We start from the raw sequence: 15,355 nt of genomic DNA on the forward strand, positions 1-15,355 counted from the left end.
CATGAGCGAATACTCCCTCTTCACCTCGGAATCGGTTTCCGAGGGCCACCCGGACAAAATGGCCGACCAGATCTCCGACGCCATCCTCGACAAAATCCTGGCCGACGACGCCAATGCCCGCGTCGCCGTGGAAACCCTGGTCAAGACCGGCATGGTGGTGATCGCCGGTGAAGTCACCACCGACACCTACGTCGACCTCGAAGACGTGGTGCGCGAGGTGGTGCTGGATATCGGCTACAACTCCTCCAAAGTCGGCTTCGACGGCGCCTCCTGCGCCGTGCTCAACGCCATCGGCAAACAGAGCCCCGACATCGCCCAGGGCGTGGACGAGGGCGAAGCCAAGGAACAGGGCGCCGGCGACCAGGGCCTGATGTTCGGCTACGCCGCCAACGAAACCGACGTGCTGATGCCCGCCCCCATCTACTACTCGCACCGCCTGGTGGAGAAGCAGGCCCAGCTGCGCAAGGACAACGTTCTGCCCTGGCTGCGCCCCGACGCCAAGAGCCAGGTGACCCTGCGCTACGACAACGGCAAGCCGGTGGCCATCGACGCCGTGGTGCTGTCCACCCAGCACGACGAGGGCATCAGCCAGAAGGACATCCATGAAGCGGTAATGGACCTGATCATCAAGGAAACCCTGCCCGCCGAGTGGCTGCACGCCGGCACCCGCTACCACATCAATCCCACCGGCAATTTCGTCATCGGCGGCCCGGTGGGCGACTGCGGCCTCACCGGCCGCAAGATTATCGTCGACACCTACGGCGGCATGGCCCGCCACGGCGGCGGCGCCTTCTCGGGCAAGGACCCGTCCAAGGTGGACCGCTCGGCGGCCTACGCGGGGCGCTATGTGGCGAAGAATATTGTCGCCGCGGGCCTGGCCGACCGCTGTGAGATCCAGGTCTCCTACGCCATCGGCGTGGCGGAGCCGACGTCGATTTCAATCAACACGTTTGGCACCGGCAAGGTGTCGGACGAGGTGATTGTGGAGCTGGTCCGCGAGCACTTCGATCTGCGCCCGAAGGGCTTGATCGAGATGCTGGACCTGAAGCGCCCGATCTACCGCCCGACAGCGGCCTACGGACACTTCGGGCGGGAGCTGCCGGAGTTTACCTGGGAGAGAACGGACAAGGCTGAGGCGTTGAAGGCAGCGCTGTAATCGGCATTGCAATAAATTCGACGTTGAGCGGTTTAGCAACGTCTGAATGAGTGCTTCGTAGTGCCGGCCCACATCCTCCAGGAGGGGTTCCGGGACTCGCCGTGAATACATCCATGTAGGCTCTTCAGCGGCATCCATGCCGCTGACGGTCCCGTCACCCCTCCCGGAGGACGCAGGCCTGATCAGGAGCAGTGGATTGAATTGCGTAACAGTAACCACCGCTGGCCAATCGAAGTCAGACGCTGTCTCTAACACGTAGGGCTTCGATACCGGGAGGCCCTGAGCGGACCGTGTGCGACATGGATGTCGCACTCGAGCGTACATGGATGTATTCACAGCGAGTCCGCGAAGGGCCTACCGGTAGCGGAGCCCGGACTAGAACCGAAGCACGGAAGTACCAAAGAATTACGCGCAGTAAAGAACAGAGCAACCAGTCAGCGTTACGCGCACCAAACACACATTGCAAACGGGCAACCACGAAGAAGCCCAAAGAGGACCCAACCATGAGCACAGCCGAACAACTCGACAGCAAACAGGACTACAAAGTCGCCGACATCAGCCTCGCCGGCTGGGGCCGCCGCGAACTCGACATCGCCGAGGGCGAAATGCCCGCGCTGATGGCCCTGCGCGAAAAATACAGCGCCAGCAAACCGCTGGCCGGCGCCAAAATCCTCGGCTGCATCCACATGACCATCCAGACCGGCGTACTCATCGAAACCCTGGTCCAGCTCGGCGCCGAAGTGCGCTGGTCATCGTGCAACATCTTCTCCACCCAGGACCACGCCGCCGCCGCCATCGCCGCCGCCGGCGTGCCCGTGTTCGCCTGGAAAGGTGAAACCGAAGAAGAGTACGAGTGGTGCCTCGAGCAGACCATCCTCAAGGACGGCCAGCCCTGGGACGCCAACATGGTGCTGGACGACGGCGGCGACCTGACTGCCATGCTGCACGACAAGTACCCCGCCATGCTGGACAACATCCACGGCATCACCGAAGAGACCACCACCGGCGTGCATCGCCTGCAGGAAATGCTGGAAAAAGGCACCCTGAAAGTGCCCGCGGTGAACGTCAACGACTCCGTCACCAAGTCCAAGAACGACAACAAGTACGGCTGTCGCCACAGCCTCAACGACGCCATCAAGCGCGGCACCGACCACCTGCTGTCCGGCAAGAAGGCGCTGGTGATCGGCTACGGCGACGTGGGCAAGGGCTCCGCCCAGTCCCTGCGCCAGGAAGGCATGATCGTGCGCGTCACCGAGATCGACCCGATCTGCGCCATGCAGGCCTGCATGGACGGCTACGAAGTGGTGTCGCCCTACATCGGCGGCGTCAACAAGGGCAACGCCGAGTGCGTCGACCGCAGCCTGCTGCAGAACATCGACCTGCTGGTTACCACCACCGGCAACTACAATGTCTGTGACGAGCACATGCTGGCCGCCCTGAAGAACGGCGCTGTGGTGTGCAACATCGGCCACTTCGACAACGAGATCGATACCGCCTTCATGCGTCGCAACTGGGAGTGGGAAGAGGTGAAGCCGCAGGTGCACAAGGTGTACCGCAACCGCGCGGAGAACGATCACCTGATCCTGCTCTCGGAAGGCCGCCTGGTAAACCTGGGCAACGCCACCGGCCACCCCAGCCGCATTATGGACGGCTCTTTCGCCAACCAGGTGCTGGCGCAGATCTACCTGTACGAGCGCAAGTTTGCGGACCTGGAGCCGGAGTTGAAGGAGGGCGCCCTGAGCGTTGAGGTGCTGCCGAAGAAGCTGGACGAGGAAGTGGCGGCGCACATGGTGCGCGGCTTTGGCGGGGTGATTACCCGTCTGACGGACGAGCAGGCGCAGTACATCAATGTGAAGGTGGACGGGCCGTATAAGCCGGAGAGCTATAAGTACTGATTGCGCTGAAGGTTGAGCGCCTCATCCCGGAGCTTCGTAGTGCCGGGTCGCGCTCGGGGTAGAGTCCTCCGGGACTCGCCGTGAATACATCCATGTAGGCTCTTCAGCGGCATCCATGCCGCTGACGGTCCCGTCGGACTCTACCCCGATCACGCCCCTGATGAGGTGCCAATCGAGCAGTTTCAGCAACTATCGACAAGGAGATCAGTGCACCACTCCCTTCGCATTGCACTAAGGGCTTCGGCAGTGGGGACGCCTGAGCGGACCGTGTGCGACATGGATGTCGCACTCGAGCCCCCATGGACGGGTTCACGGCGAGTCCGTGAAGGCGTCACCGCTGGCGGAGCCCGATTTCGAATCGAAGCTCACAGGCTGCACTGAGACATCACGCCCGTGCCCAGTTGAGAACCAAAGACACCAGAGTCACATAAAATGACCAAACAAAAACCCAGAATCAGTTTCGAGTTCTTCCCTCCCAAAACCCCCGAGGGCAAACAGAAACTCCTTCAAGAAACCGTGCCCGCCCTCAACGCGCTGGGCCCTGAATTCTTCTCCGTCACCTATGGCGCCGGCGGCACCACCCGCGACAGCACCCGCGGCATCGTCACCAGCATGCGCGAAGCCGGCATCGACGTCGCGCCGCACCTGTCCTTCGGCGGCGACGACGAATACGCCGTGGGCGACCTGCTCGACAACTACGTCAACAGTGGCATCAAGCGTCTGGTAGCCCTGCGCGGAGACATGCCATCCGGCATGGGCGCCAGCACCCAGCTGGTGTACGCCAACCAACTGGTCGAATTCGTGCGCCAGCGCTGCGGCGATCACTTCGAAATCGAAGTGGCCGCCTACCCGGAGATTCACCCGGAATCGGACAGCTACGACAGCGACATCAAGTTCCTCAAGCAGAAGCTGGACGCGGGTGCAAACAGCGCCATCACCCAGTATTTTTACAACGTCGAGTCCTACTTCTACTACCTGGACCGCTGCGCCGATGCCGGCATCGACAAGCCGATCTACGCCGGGGTGATGCCGATCACCAACTTCCAGAACCTGGCGCGCTTCTCGCGCAATTGCGGGGCGGAAATACCGCGCTGGATCTGCAGGCGGATGGAAAGCTACGGCAACGACCAGGAGAGTGTACGCAAGTTCGGGCTGGAGGTGGTCACCCAGCTGTGCCAGACGCTGATCGATTCCGGCGCGCCGGGCATTCACTTCTACACCATGAATCAGGTGGAGCCGACGCGCGAGATCTACAATAATCTCGGGTTGAAGTAAGCCGAACGGAAGTCACCATGCGCATTCCCCGCATCTACACCGGGCAAGATCTTGGCGAGGGACTGAGCCTGGCGCTGGAGAGCGGGCCGGCGGCGCATGTGGCGCGTGTGCTGCGCATGGGCGAGGGCGATGCATTGGTGCTGTTCAATGGCGATGGTTCGGACTACCCGGCGACCATCACCCGCAGCGACAAGCGCTCGGTCGAGGTCACGCTGGGCGCGCCGGCTCCTACTGCCACGGAATCGCCACTCGCGGTGGAGCTCGGTATCGGCATTTCCCGCGGCGATCGCATGGACTGGGTGCTGCAGAAGGCCACCGAGCTCGGCGTGAGCGCAGTGGTGCCGCTGTTCACCGAGCGCTGCGAGGTGAAGCTGAAGGGCGAGCGCGCCGAGAAGAAAGTGCAACACTGGCGCCAGGTGGTCATCAGCGCCTGCGAACAATGCGGGCGCAGCCGCCTGCCCCGGCTCGATGCGCCGCGCAGCCTGGATGAGTGGCTGACCGACTGCACCGCGGAGCGCCGCTTTGTCCTGCACCACCGCGCCGGCCCTGCCGGCGCGTCCGCCACACCCGACAGCGTGGCCCTGACGGTGGGCCCGGAGGGCGGCCTGAGCGAGGCGGAAATCAGCGCCTGCGAAAGTGCCGGGTTCGAGCCTCTCACTCTTGGGCCCCGGGTGCTGCGCACCGAGACTGCGCCGCTGGCGGCGCTGGCTATCCTGCAGGCGCGCTGGGGCGATATGGCACCTCACTAACGGAACACAGTCCATGACCATCATCCAGCACCAGATGAGCGGCAACCACTGCTTCGGTTGCAGTCCCGACAACCCCCACGGCCACCATATCGAAAGCCGCTGGGACGGCCAGGTTGCCACCTGCACCTTCCAGCCCCAAACCTGGCACTGTGCCGGCTCTCCCAACTTCGTCTACGGCGGGCTGATCGCCTCGGTAATCGACTGCCACAGCATCTGCACTGCCATTGCCGAGGCCTACCAGCGGGAGGGCCGGGCCATCGGCACTGGCGACGGCATTCTCTACGTCACGGGCCACCTGGATATCCGCTACCTCGCCGCCGCGCCCATCGCCGGGCCGCTGGTACTGGCGGCGCGCGTGACAGAGGCGGGGGCGCGCAAGTCGCTGGTCAGCTGCGATTTGCACGTGGGGGAGACGCTCTGCGCCCAGGCTGAGGTGGTCGCGGTGAAGGTTCCAGCCAGTTGGGGCGATGCCTGAGCGGCAAAGCCCGCCTTCGCCACCGCACCTTTTCACCACACTTCATCAACCCGTCACCGCAGCGCGCTTGCGCCACCTGCGGTCATTGCGTACTTTAGCGGGCACTTTTTCCGCGACACTATCGGGCCCGCCTCATGACCATCAAGCTCGGCGTGGTGATGGATCCCATCGCCAACATCGCCTACAAGAAAGACACTTCACTGGGCCTGCTGTGGGCCGCCCAGGCCCGCGACTGGGAACTGTGGTACATGGAGCCCGGCGACCTCTACCTCGCACAGGGCGAGGCCAGGGCCAACATGGCGCCGCTGACGGTGTTTCACGACCCCGAGGGCTGGTACCGGCTGCAGGAGCGCGAGGATCACGCGCTGGCGGAGCTGGATGTGATCCTGATGCGCAAGGATCCGCCCTTCGACAATGAGTTCGTCTACAACACCTATGTGCTGGAGGCCGCGGAGCGCCAGGGCACGCTGGTCGTCAACCGCTGTACCAGCCTGCGCGACTGCAACGAGAAGGTGTTCGCCACCCAGTTTCCCCAGTGCTGCCCGCCGGTACTGGTGAGCAGCGATGCGGCCCGGCTGAGGGCCTTCCACGCCGAGCACGGCGACGTGATTTTCAAGCCCCTGGACGGCATGGGCGGCAGTTCCATCTTCCGCGTCAAACAGGACGACCCCAACCTGTCGGTCATCCTGGAAACCCTTACTGAGTTCGGCCGCCGCACCATCATGGCACAGCGCTACATCCCGGAGATCGTCAACGGCGACAAGCGTATCCTGATGATTAACGGCGAGCCGGTGAGCCACTGCCTGGCCCGCATTCCCTCCCAGGGCGAACTGCGCGGCAACCTCGCCGCCGGCGGCACCGGCCGCGCCCAGCCGCTGTCGGACCGGGATCGCTGGATCGCCGAACAGGTGGGCCCCAGCCTGCGCGAGCGCGGCCTGCTGTTCGTCGGCCTGGACGTGATTGGCGACTATCTCACCGAGATCAATGTCACCTCCCCCACCTGCCTGCGCGAGCTGAACGACCAGTGCGGGCTGGACATCGGCAGCGACCTGATGGATTGTATTGCCGCGGAACTTGAGAACAGGTAGACGCCAGGCGAATGTACAGGGGCGGCAATACGGCCAGCGAACAGCGCATGAAAATGGCGCTGGGTATCGCCTTTGCGCTGCATGCCGTACTGCTGCTGGGGGTGTCTTTCGACGCCGCCACCGACGACCGGCAGCCACCCCCTCAGATTGATGTCACCCTGGCCCGCCAGCCCAGCCCCCAGGCGCCGGAAAACGCCACCCACATCGCCCAGGCCAACCAGCAGGGCAGTGGCGACCTGAGCGAACAGGCTGATGTCAGCTCCCGGGCCAGCGCGCCCCCGCTGGTGCCCGCCGCCGCCGAACAGATTCCGGCCCTGCAACAACGGGCGCAAACTGGCCAGCCATCCGAGCGCGTGGTGAGCACCACCGCCCCGGCCAACTATCACCTGAGGGAAAATACCGCCGCCGACCTGCCGGCCGAAGGCGCCCTGCGGGGCATCAGCCCGGAAGTGGATCAACTCACCCGGGAGCTGGCGGAACTGGAAGCGACTCTGGAACAGCAGGCGACTGACTATTCCAACATGCCGCGGGTGAAACGGCTGACCGCCCTGTCCACTCGCGAAGCGGTGGACGCCGCCTACCTCCACGACTGGCGACGCCGGGTTGAGGCGGTGGGCAACCAGTACTATCCGGAGGCGTCGATACGTTACGGCATTTACGGCAGCCTGCGCCTGCTGGTGGTGATCGACCACAGCGGCCGGCTGGACAATATCCGCGTACTGTCCTCTTCCGGTTACGCCCTGCTGGACGAGGCGGCCGTCAAGATTGTGCGCATGGCCTCGCCCTACGCGCCCTTCCCGCCGGAGCTGCGCGCCACCGCCGACAAACTGGAGATCATCCGCACATGGCAATTCCAGGAAAACCGGCTAAGCTCAGGCTAACGCCCAGCCTCTTCCACCGGATACCCGTACCCAACGCATGCCGTCATCGATCAACGCCAACACCTCTCGCAGCGGCCACAGCCTCCGCGACCACTTCCTGTTGGCCATGCCCTCACTGACCGAGGGAATTTTCTCCCACAGCATTACCTATATCTGTGAACACGGTGAAAGCGGCGCCATGGGTATCGTCATCAATCAGCCGCTGGATCTGAGCCTGGGCGAAATCTTCGAACACCTGGATATCGAGGCCGGTGATGACTTCAGCGACAAGCCGGTGATGGCTGGCGGCCCGGTGCAGATCGACCACGGTTTCGTCCTGCATCGCGACCCCGCCAGTCGCTGGGAAGCCAGCCTGAAGGTGACAGAGGGCATTTCCCTCACCACCTCCCGCGATATCCTGCGCGCCATCGCCGCCGGACACGGCCCCGACCAGTACCTCATCGCCCTCGGCTACGCCGGCTGGTCCGCCGGGCAACTGGAGCAGGAGCTGGCCGACAATGCCTGGCTGACCCTGCCCGCCAGCAGTGACATCATCTTCGGCACCCCCCATCAGCAGCGCCTCAACGCCGCCGCGGCCCAGCTCGGCATCGACATGAACCTGATTTCCAACCAGGCCGGCCACGCCTGAGCCAACGCCGATTTTGCCCCGCACTCCCCCACAGACCGCCATGGCCTTCGACTACGGCCTGCGCCAGATTGGCGTAGCCACCGGCAACTGCCTGCTCGGCACCAGCCAGCCACTGACCGTACTGAAAGCGCGGGACGGCATACCGAACTGGGACGACATCGAAAAACTGTTGCGGGAGTGGCAGCCCGATGTGCTGGTGGTGGGGCTGCCGCTGAACATGGACGGCAGCGTCAGCAAACTGAGCCAGCGGGCGGAGAAGTTTGCCCGCCGGCTGCACGGCCGCTTCGGCCTGCCGGTGGACATGGCCGACGAGCGCCTGTCGAGCTTCGAGGCAAAATCGCAGCAGCGGGAACGAGGGCACCGGGGCGACTACAAGGCCAGCCCGGTCGACAGTCAGGCGGCGGAACTCATCTTGCACACCTGGCTGGCCGAGCGGGACAGCGCGCGCCCCTCCTAGCGAACATAGTGGCCGCTGGAATCCTTCTCGTCGTAGCTCAGGCCCTGCCCCTCCTCGAAGGTCAGCTTGCCTTTCTCGTGCATCTTGATCATCAGCCGCACGTCGTTGCCGGAATCGGCATAGCGTTCGGCATCATCGCGGGTAATACGGCCGGCCTTGTAGGCCTCGAACAGGGACTGATCCAGCGTCTGCATGCCAATCTCGTTGGATTTGGCCATCACTTCCTTGATCAGGTGAACCTGGCCTTTGCGGATGTAATCCTGCACCAGTGGTGTATTGAGCAGTACTTCAATCACCGGGGTGCGCCCCTTGCCGGACCGGGAGGGCAGCAACTGCTGGGCAACCATGGCCTTGAGGTTGAGTGACAGGTCCATCCACACCTGGGAGATCAGCTCCGCCGGGAAGAAGCTCTGGATTCGGTCCAGAGCCTGGTTGGCGTTGTTGGCGTGCAGGGTACACAGGCAGAGATGGCCGGTTTCGGCAAAGGCCAGCGCCTGCTGCATGGTATTGGCGGAACGCACCTCGCCAATCATGATCACGTCCGGCGCCTGGCGCAGGGAGTTCCTCAGCGCCACGTCAAAGGACTCGGTATCCATGCCCACTTCGCGCTGGGTGATGATGCAGCCGGCGTGCTCGTGGATGAACTCGATGGGATCTTCAATGCTGATGATGTGGCCGCGACTGTTGCGGTTGCGGTAACCGACCATGGCCGCCAGCGAGGTGGACTTGCCGGTGCCGGTGGCGCCGACGAAAATCACCAGGCCACGCTTGGTCATGGCCAGTTCGCGAATGATCGGTGGCAGGCCCAGGGCGTCGATCTCGGGGATCTTGGTCTCGATGCGCCGCAACACCAGGCCACAGGCGCCGCGCTGCACAAAAGCGCTGACACGGAAGCGGCCCAGTTCATCGTCGGCCAGGGCGAAATTGGCCTCGTGGTGCAGGCGGTAGTCTTCCTGCTGGGCCTTGGTCATGGTGGAGAGCACAATGTCCTCCGCCTCGTCCTCGCTCAGCACCTTGTCGGCGATGGGGTAAATCTGGCCATCGACCTTGATGCAAGGCGCGGCGTGGGCGGAGATGAAGCCGTCCGAGGCGCCTTCCTTGACCACCCGTTCCAGTAGCTCCCGAATCTTCATCGTTCCTCCGCGCGGGTCGTTGACGCCCGGCTTCTGTGCCTCTAGAAATTCTCCGGCATGCGCGCCTTCTCGCGGGCGACTTCCCGCGAAATAACGCGCTTGTCCACCAGTTCGTGCAGACACTGATCCATGGTCTGCATGCCCAGCGCCTGCCCGGTCTGGATGGCGGAGTACATCTGCGCCACTTTGTCCTCGCGGATCAGGTTGCGGATGGCTGAGGTGCCGCGCATGATTTCGTGGGCCGCCACCCGGCCGCCGGTGGTGCGCTTGAGCAGGGTCTGGGACACCACCGCCTGCAATGATTCTGACAGCATGGAGCGCACCATGGCTTTCTCGGCCGCCGGGAACACATCCACTATCCGGTCGATGGTTTTCGCCGCGGAGGTGGTGTGCAGGGTACCGAACACCAGGTGGCCGGTTTCCGCGGCGGTCAGCGCCAGGCGGATGGTTTCCAGGTCGCGCATTTCGCCCACCAGGATAATGTCCGGGTCCTCGCGCAGGGCCGAGCGCAGGGCTTCGGCGAAGCCGAGGGTGTCGCGGTGCACTTCGCGCTGGTTAACCAGGCATTTCTTCGACTCGTGCACGAACTCAATCGGGTCCTCGATGGTCAGCACGTGTTCGTACTTGTTGTCGTTGATGAAATCCATCATCGCCGCCAGGGTGGTGGACTTGCCGGAGCCGGTGGGCCCGGTCACCAGCACCAGTCCGCGCGGCATCATGGCAATATCGCGGAACACCTGGCCCATGCCGAGATCCTCCATGGACAAGACCTTGGAGGGGATGGTGCGGAACACCGCGCCGGAGCCGCGGTTCTGGTTGAAAGCGTTGACACGGAAGCGGGCGACGCCGGGCACTTCGAAGGAGAAGTCGGTTTCCAGGAACTCCTCGTAGTCCTTGCGCTGCTTGTCGTTCATGATGTCGTAGATGAGTTCGTGTACCTGCTTGTGCTCCATCGGCGGCAGGTTGATGCGACGCACGTCGCCATCGACACGAATCATGGGGGGCAGGCCGGCGGAAAGATGCAGGTCAGAAGCGCCCTGCTTGGCGCTGAAGGCGAGTAACTCTGTAATGTCCACCGTCCCCTCCCCTGGGCGACCCAGCCTGGCAACTATCCCCGGTGCCAAACGGCTGGCCTGCGCGGGCGTGCTGCCCGTGCGTGTTATTCTTGCGCTGCCGCCCGGACTGACACGCGGGCGTGAACCGCTTCAGGACCAGTACATGAGTGAGCGACAGCTTTCCGACAATATAGCAAACCTGCTGGCGAGAGTAAGCCGGGCGGTCGAGAAATACCAGCGCAATGCCGACGAAGTGACGGTATTGGCAGTGAGCAAGACACGGCCCGCAGGGACTGTGCGGGCAGCGGCGCAACTCGGCCTGCGAGCCTTCGGGGAGAATTACCTGCAGGAAGCGCTGGAGAAAATGGTCGACCTTGCAGACCTGGACCTGCAGTGGCACTTCATCGGGCCCATCCAGTCCAACAAGACCCGCGCCATCGCCGAACATTTTCACTGGGTACACAGTGTCGATCGACTGAAGGTCGCCCGCCGTCTCAGCGAACAGCGGCCGTCCCACCTGCCGCCGCTGCAACTCTGCCTGCAGGTGAACATCTCCGGCGAACCGAGCAAGGCGGGGGTCGACCTCGACGAGTTGCCGGCACTGGCGGCGGCGGTAGCCGGATTGCCCAACATCACCCTGCGCGGCCTGATGACGATTCCCGCCCCCTGTGACGATCCGGCGCGGCAGCGCGCCCCCTTCGCCGCGCTGCGCGAGGCGATGGCCGCGCTGCCGCTGGCGGGACTGGATACCCTGTCCATGGGCATGTCCGGAGACTTCGAGGCCGCCATCGCCGAAGGGGCCACCCTGATCCGCGTGGGCACCGACATCTTCGGGGCTCGCGGGTGATTTAGTCCGCGGGCGGCGTGTATACTGCCGCTTCGTTTTTTCACGGGCTGGAGCAGACTGTTGAGCACCCCCACCATCGCCTTTATCGGCGCCGGCAACATGGCCCGCAGCATTCTCGGCGGGCTGCTGGAGAGCGGCCACCCGGCCGGGTCCCTGCGCGCCGCCGACCCCTTCCCGGACAGCCTCGAACAACTGCGGGCGCTGGGTCCGATTGCCACCTTTACCGACAATGCCGAAGCGGCGCGCGGCGCCGACGTGGTGATTCTGGCGGTCAAACCCCAGGTCATGGCCGAAGCCCTGTCGGCCATTGCCAGCCAGGTGGCCGAAAATAACGCGCTGGTGATCTCCATCGCCGCCGGTATTACTGTCGACAGCATGCGCGCGCGGCTGGGGGACGGCACGGCTATCGTACGTTGCATGCCCAACACCCCGGCCCTGCTCGGTTGCGGCGCCAGCGCTCTCTACGCCACCGGGCAGGTGGGACCGGCCCAGCGCGCCCATGCCGAGGCCATTCTCGGCGCTGTCGGCATTGTCGAGTGGGTGGATAGCGAGAGCGCGCTGGACGCCATCACCGCCCTCTCCGGCAGCGGCCCCGCCTATTTCTTCCTGCTTATGGAAACCATGATCGACGCCGGCGTCGAACTTGGCCTCGGCCGTGAAACCGCTACCGTCATGGCCCGGCAAACCGCCCTCGGCGCCGCGCGCATGGCTGTCGAGGGGGATGTGGATCTGGTGGAGCTGCGACGTCGCGTCACCAGCCCCGGCGGCACCACCCAGGCCGCCGTGGAAAGTTTTGAAGCCAGCGGCCTGCGCGACACTGTGGCCCGCGCCATGACCGCCGCCGCCGAGCGCGCCGCCGAAATGGCCCGCGAACTGGCCTAGCACCCGGCACCTGGATACCAAGGAGATTTACACCCTGTGAGCGCCTTTAACGAAATCCTCGTCTACCTGCTGCAGACCGCCCTCAGTCTCTACATGGTGGCCATGTTGTTGCGCTTCCTGCTGCAGCTGGTGCGCGCCGACTTCTACAATCCGGTCAGCCAGTTCCTGGTGAAAATCACCAGCCCGCTGGTGGTGCCCCTGCGCCGGGTGCTGCCCGGCTTTGGCGGTATCGACCTCGCCTCGCTGCTGCTGGCGCTGGCGCTGCAGGTGCTAGGCATTGTGGTCATGCTGTGGCTCTACGGCCTGGCCATTCCCAATCCGGCGGTGCTGCTGGTGTGGGCGGTGCTGGGCCTGGTGGCGCTGCTGGTCAATCTGTATTTCTTTGCCCTGCTGGCGGTGATCATCCTCAGCTGGGTGGCGCCGGGCAGTAACAACCCGGCCCTCTACCTGCTGTACCAGCTCACCGAACCGGTGATGGCGCCCTTTCGCAAAATGCTGCCGTCCATGGGCGGGCTGGATTTCTCCCCCATCCTGGTATTCATCCTGATCAACGTGATCCAGATCGCCCTGCGCCACATGGCGGCCGGCGTGGGCCTGCATCCGGCACTGGTGATCGGCCTGTAAATGACTACAACCGTCAGCGATTCCGTCGGCTCTGTCGGCTCCGTTGGAATAGTCTCGCCGCAGACAGCGCGCTTCGAGGAGCCACTGACGCTGGCCTGTGGCCGCGAGCTGGCGCCCTATGAACTGGTGTACGAAACCTACGGTGAGCTGAACGCCGCGCGCTCCAACGCGGTGCTGATCTGCCACGCCCTGTCCGGCCACCATCACGCCGCCGGTTACCACAGCGACCAGGATCGCAAGCCCGGTTGGTGGGACGAGTACATCGGCCCCGGCAAACCCATCGACACCGCGCGCTTCTTCGTGGTCAGCCTGAACAACCTCGGCGGCTGCCACGGCTCCACCGGGCCGACCTCCATCAACCCGGGCACCGGTAAACCCTGGGGGCCGGACTTCCCGCCCCTGCGTGCCAGGGACTGGGTGCACAGCCAGGCGCGGCTGGCGGACCGCCTCGGTATCGACGCCTGGGCCGCCGTCATCGGCGGCAGCCTCGGCGGCATGCAGGCCATGCGCTGGGCGCTGGAATACCCGGAGCGGGTGAAGCACTGCGTGGTGATTGCCTCGGCGATGAAACTGAGTGCCCAGAACATCGCCTTCAACGAAATCGCCCGCCACGCCATCCAGTCGGACCCGGACTTTGCCGGGGGGCGCTACCTGGAGCACAACAGCCTGCCAGCGCAAGGGCTGGGGCTGGCGCGCATGGTGGGCCACATCACCTACCTGTCGGACGACGCCATGGCCGCCAAATTCGGCCGCGACCTGCGCTCGGGCACCCTGGAGCGGGGCGGCGAAGACGACGTGGAGTTCCAGGTGCAGAGCTACCTGCGCTACCAGGGCAGCCAGTTCTCCGGCAGCTTCGATGCCAACACCTACATCCTGATGACCCGGGCCCTGGACTATTTCGACCTGGCGCGGGAATACGGCGACGATCCGGTGGCGGCCTTCCGCCACGCGCAGTGCCGCTTCCTGGTGATCTCCTTCTCCACCGACTGGCGTTTCTCGCCGGTCCGCTCGCGGGAAATCGTCGACGCCCTGATCGCCGCCGGCCGCCCGGTGACCTACGCCGAGATCGAAGCCAACGAGGGGCACGATGCCTTCCTGATGCCAATTCCGCGCTATCGCGACCTGTTCGCGGCCTATATGCAGCGAGTGGGGAGCGACTGATGCGCCTCGACCTGACCCGTATCCAGCCCTGGATCGCCCCCGGCTCCCGCGTGCTCGACCTCGGTTGCGGCGGCGGCGAATTCCTGCAGCGCCTGCAGCACGAGCGCCAGGTGCGCGGCATGGGACTGGAGATCGACCCGGACAACATCACCGCCGCCGTGGCCCGCGGCCTCGACGTGGTGGAACAGAACATGGACGAGGGCCTGGGCAACTTCCCCGACCAGAGCTTCGACACCGTGGTGATGGCCCACGCCCTGCAGGCAGTGCACTACCCGGACCGGGTGCTGGATGAAATGCTGCGGATCGGCCGCGAGGGCATCGTCACCTTCCCCAACTTCGGCCACTGGCGCTGCCGCCTCTACCTCGGCACCCGCGGCCGCATGCCGGTGTCGAAGTTCATGCCCTACACCTGGTACGACACGCCGAACATCCACTTCTGCACCGTGCAGGACTTCGAGGCCCTGTGCCGGGACAAGGGCATCCGCATCCTCGACCGGGAAATGGTGGGCAACACCGAGCGCAAGCCCCTGCTGGCCGGCGCCTGGCCCAACCTGTTCGCGGTGACCGCCATCTACCGCCTGTCCCGCTGATGATACGCGCGAACAGCCAGCACTTTTTCGCCCCCCTGCTCGCCCTGGCCCTGGCGGCACTTTTAGCGCCCGCGGCCTTTGCCCAGCAGAGCGAGCGCTTCGGCCCCTATGAATTGCACCACAGTGTGGTGAACACTACCTTCCTGTCGCCGGAGGTGGCCGCCGAGTACAACATCGTGCGCGGCAAGAAGCGGGGTATCGTCAACCTCGCCATCCGCGAGCACCTGGCCGACGGCACGGCAGTCAACCGCGCCGCCCTGCTCAAGGGCCGCAGCTGGGATCTGATCCAGGGCCAGGCGCTGGAATTCCAGGAGATTCGCGAGGGCCAGGCGGTGTACTACATCGCGCCCTTCAAATTCATCAACCGCGAGTGGCGCCACTTCGAAGTGCATTTCCGCCCGGAGGGCGCAGAGCAGACCTATACTTTCAAATTCAAGCACCAGCTGTATGTCCACTGAT

General features: G+C 64.5%; 17 protein-coding genes. 15 read left to right on the plus strand and 2 right to left on the minus strand.

The window, feature by feature from the left end:
* The first annotated feature begins 1 nt into the window (after position 1).
* The 9 genes from metK to ruvX all read left to right on the plus strand — a co-directional run bounded on the left by metK (position 2) and on the right by ruvX (position 8,604).
* Positions 2–1,156 carry a methionine adenosyltransferase gene (gene metK / locus FVW59_RS07405; RefSeq protein WP_148063622.1) on the plus strand — a complete coding sequence of 385 codons (1,155 nt, stop codon included), beginning with the start codon at positions 2–4 and terminating at the stop codon, positions 1,154–1,156.
* A 503-nt stretch (positions 1,157–1,659) separates the two neighbouring features.
* On the plus strand, positions 1,660–3,051 hold the full coding sequence (gene ahcY, locus FVW59_RS07410) for an adenosylhomocysteinase (RefSeq protein ID WP_148063623.1): 1,392 nt from the start codon (positions 1,660–1,662) through the stop codon (positions 3,049–3,051).
* Between the two features lie 432 nt (positions 3,052–3,483).
* A complete protein-coding gene (metF, locus tag FVW59_RS07415; RefSeq protein ID WP_148063624.1) occupies positions 3,484–4,326 on the plus strand; it encodes a methylenetetrahydrofolate reductase [NAD(P)H] in 843 nt (280 codons plus the stop codon).
* 17 nt (positions 4,327–4,343) lie between these two features.
* Positions 4,344–5,075 (plus strand): 16S rRNA (uracil(1498)-N(3))-methyltransferase, encoded by a 732-nt coding sequence (locus tag FVW59_RS07420; protein ID WP_148063625.1) that lies wholly within the window; start codon positions 4,344–4,346, stop codon positions 5,073–5,075.
* A gap of 13 nt (positions 5,076–5,088) precedes the next feature.
* The gene (locus FVW59_RS07425) at positions 5,089–5,550 is read left to right on the plus strand and encodes a PaaI family thioesterase (protein ID WP_148063626.1); all 462 of its coding nucleotides are present in this window, start codon (positions 5,089–5,091) and stop codon (positions 5,548–5,550) included.
* 134 nt (positions 5,551–5,684) lie between these two features.
* Entirely contained in the window at positions 5,685–6,638 is a 954-nt protein-coding gene (gene gshB, locus FVW59_RS07430; RefSeq protein ID WP_148063627.1) for a glutathione synthase, read from the plus strand.
* An 11-nt stretch (positions 6,639–6,649) separates the two neighbouring features.
* The gene (locus FVW59_RS07435; RefSeq protein ID WP_148063628.1) at positions 6,650–7,519 is read left to right on the plus strand and encodes an energy transducer TonB; all 870 of its coding nucleotides are present in this window, start codon (positions 6,650–6,652) and stop codon (positions 7,517–7,519) included.
* A 37-nt stretch (positions 7,520–7,556) separates the two neighbouring features.
* Positions 7,557–8,147 (plus strand): YqgE/AlgH family protein, encoded by a 591-nt coding sequence (locus FVW59_RS07440; RefSeq protein ID WP_148063629.1) that lies wholly within the window; start codon positions 7,557–7,559, stop codon positions 8,145–8,147.
* Positions 8,148–8,187: 40 nt separating this feature from the next.
* Positions 8,188–8,604, plus strand: a complete 417-nt coding sequence (gene ruvX / locus FVW59_RS07445; RefSeq protein ID WP_148063630.1) for a Holliday junction resolvase RuvX — start codon at positions 8,188–8,190, stop codon at positions 8,602–8,604.
* Here ruvX and FVW59_RS07450 read toward each other — a convergent pair.
* Positions 8,601–9,737 (minus strand): PilT/PilU family type 4a pilus ATPase, encoded by a 1,137-nt coding sequence (locus FVW59_RS07450; RefSeq protein WP_148063631.1) that lies wholly within the window; start codon positions 9,735–9,737, stop codon positions 8,601–8,603. The genes ruvX and FVW59_RS07450 overlap by 4 nt on opposite strands.
* Positions 9,738–9,778: 41 nt before the next feature.
* Positions 9,779–10,813: a type IV pilus twitching motility protein PilT gene (locus tag FVW59_RS07455; protein WP_148063632.1), complete on the minus strand. Its 1,035-nt coding sequence runs from the start codon at positions 10,811–10,813 to the stop codon at positions 9,779–9,781.
* A gap of 142 nt (positions 10,814–10,955) precedes the next feature.
* Here FVW59_RS07455 and FVW59_RS07460 point away from each other — a divergent pair, with 142 nt between their 5' ends.
* From FVW59_RS07460 to FVW59_RS07485, 6 genes are read left to right on the plus strand one after another with little or no spacing between them, the layout of a single operon-like run.
* A complete protein-coding gene (locus FVW59_RS07460; protein WP_148063633.1) occupies positions 10,956–11,639 on the plus strand; it encodes a YggS family pyridoxal phosphate-dependent enzyme in 684 nt (227 codons plus the stop codon).
* 60 nt (positions 11,640–11,699) lie between these two features.
* Positions 11,700–12,521, plus strand: coding sequence for a pyrroline-5-carboxylate reductase (gene proC, locus FVW59_RS07465; protein WP_148063634.1), 822 nt, complete (start codon positions 11,700–11,702; stop codon positions 12,519–12,521).
* A gap of 36 nt (positions 12,522–12,557) precedes the next feature.
* Entirely contained in the window at positions 12,558–13,145 is a 588-nt protein-coding gene (locus FVW59_RS07470) for a YggT family protein (RefSeq protein WP_148063635.1), read from the plus strand.
* Positions 13,146–14,306, plus strand: a complete 1,161-nt coding sequence (gene metX / locus FVW59_RS07475; RefSeq protein WP_148063636.1) for a homoserine O-succinyltransferase MetX — start codon at positions 13,146–13,148, stop codon at positions 14,304–14,306. It begins immediately after the preceding gene.
* A complete protein-coding gene (gene metW / locus FVW59_RS07480; RefSeq protein ID WP_148063637.1) occupies positions 14,306–14,896 on the plus strand; it encodes a methionine biosynthesis protein MetW in 591 nt (196 codons plus the stop codon). Before metX ends, metW begins: the two co-directional genes overlap by 1 nt.
* A complete protein-coding gene (locus FVW59_RS07485; protein ID WP_148063638.1) occupies positions 14,896–15,354 on the plus strand; it encodes a DUF4426 domain-containing protein in 459 nt (152 codons plus the stop codon). Before metW ends, FVW59_RS07485 begins: the two co-directional genes overlap by 1 nt.
* Position 15,355: the final 1 nt, after the last annotated feature.

Origin of the sequence: Parahaliea aestuarii (assembly GCF_008064635.1) — a bacterium.
GTDB classification, from domain to species: Bacteria; Pseudomonadota; Gammaproteobacteria; order Pseudomonadales; family Halieaceae; genus Parahaliea; species Parahaliea aestuarii.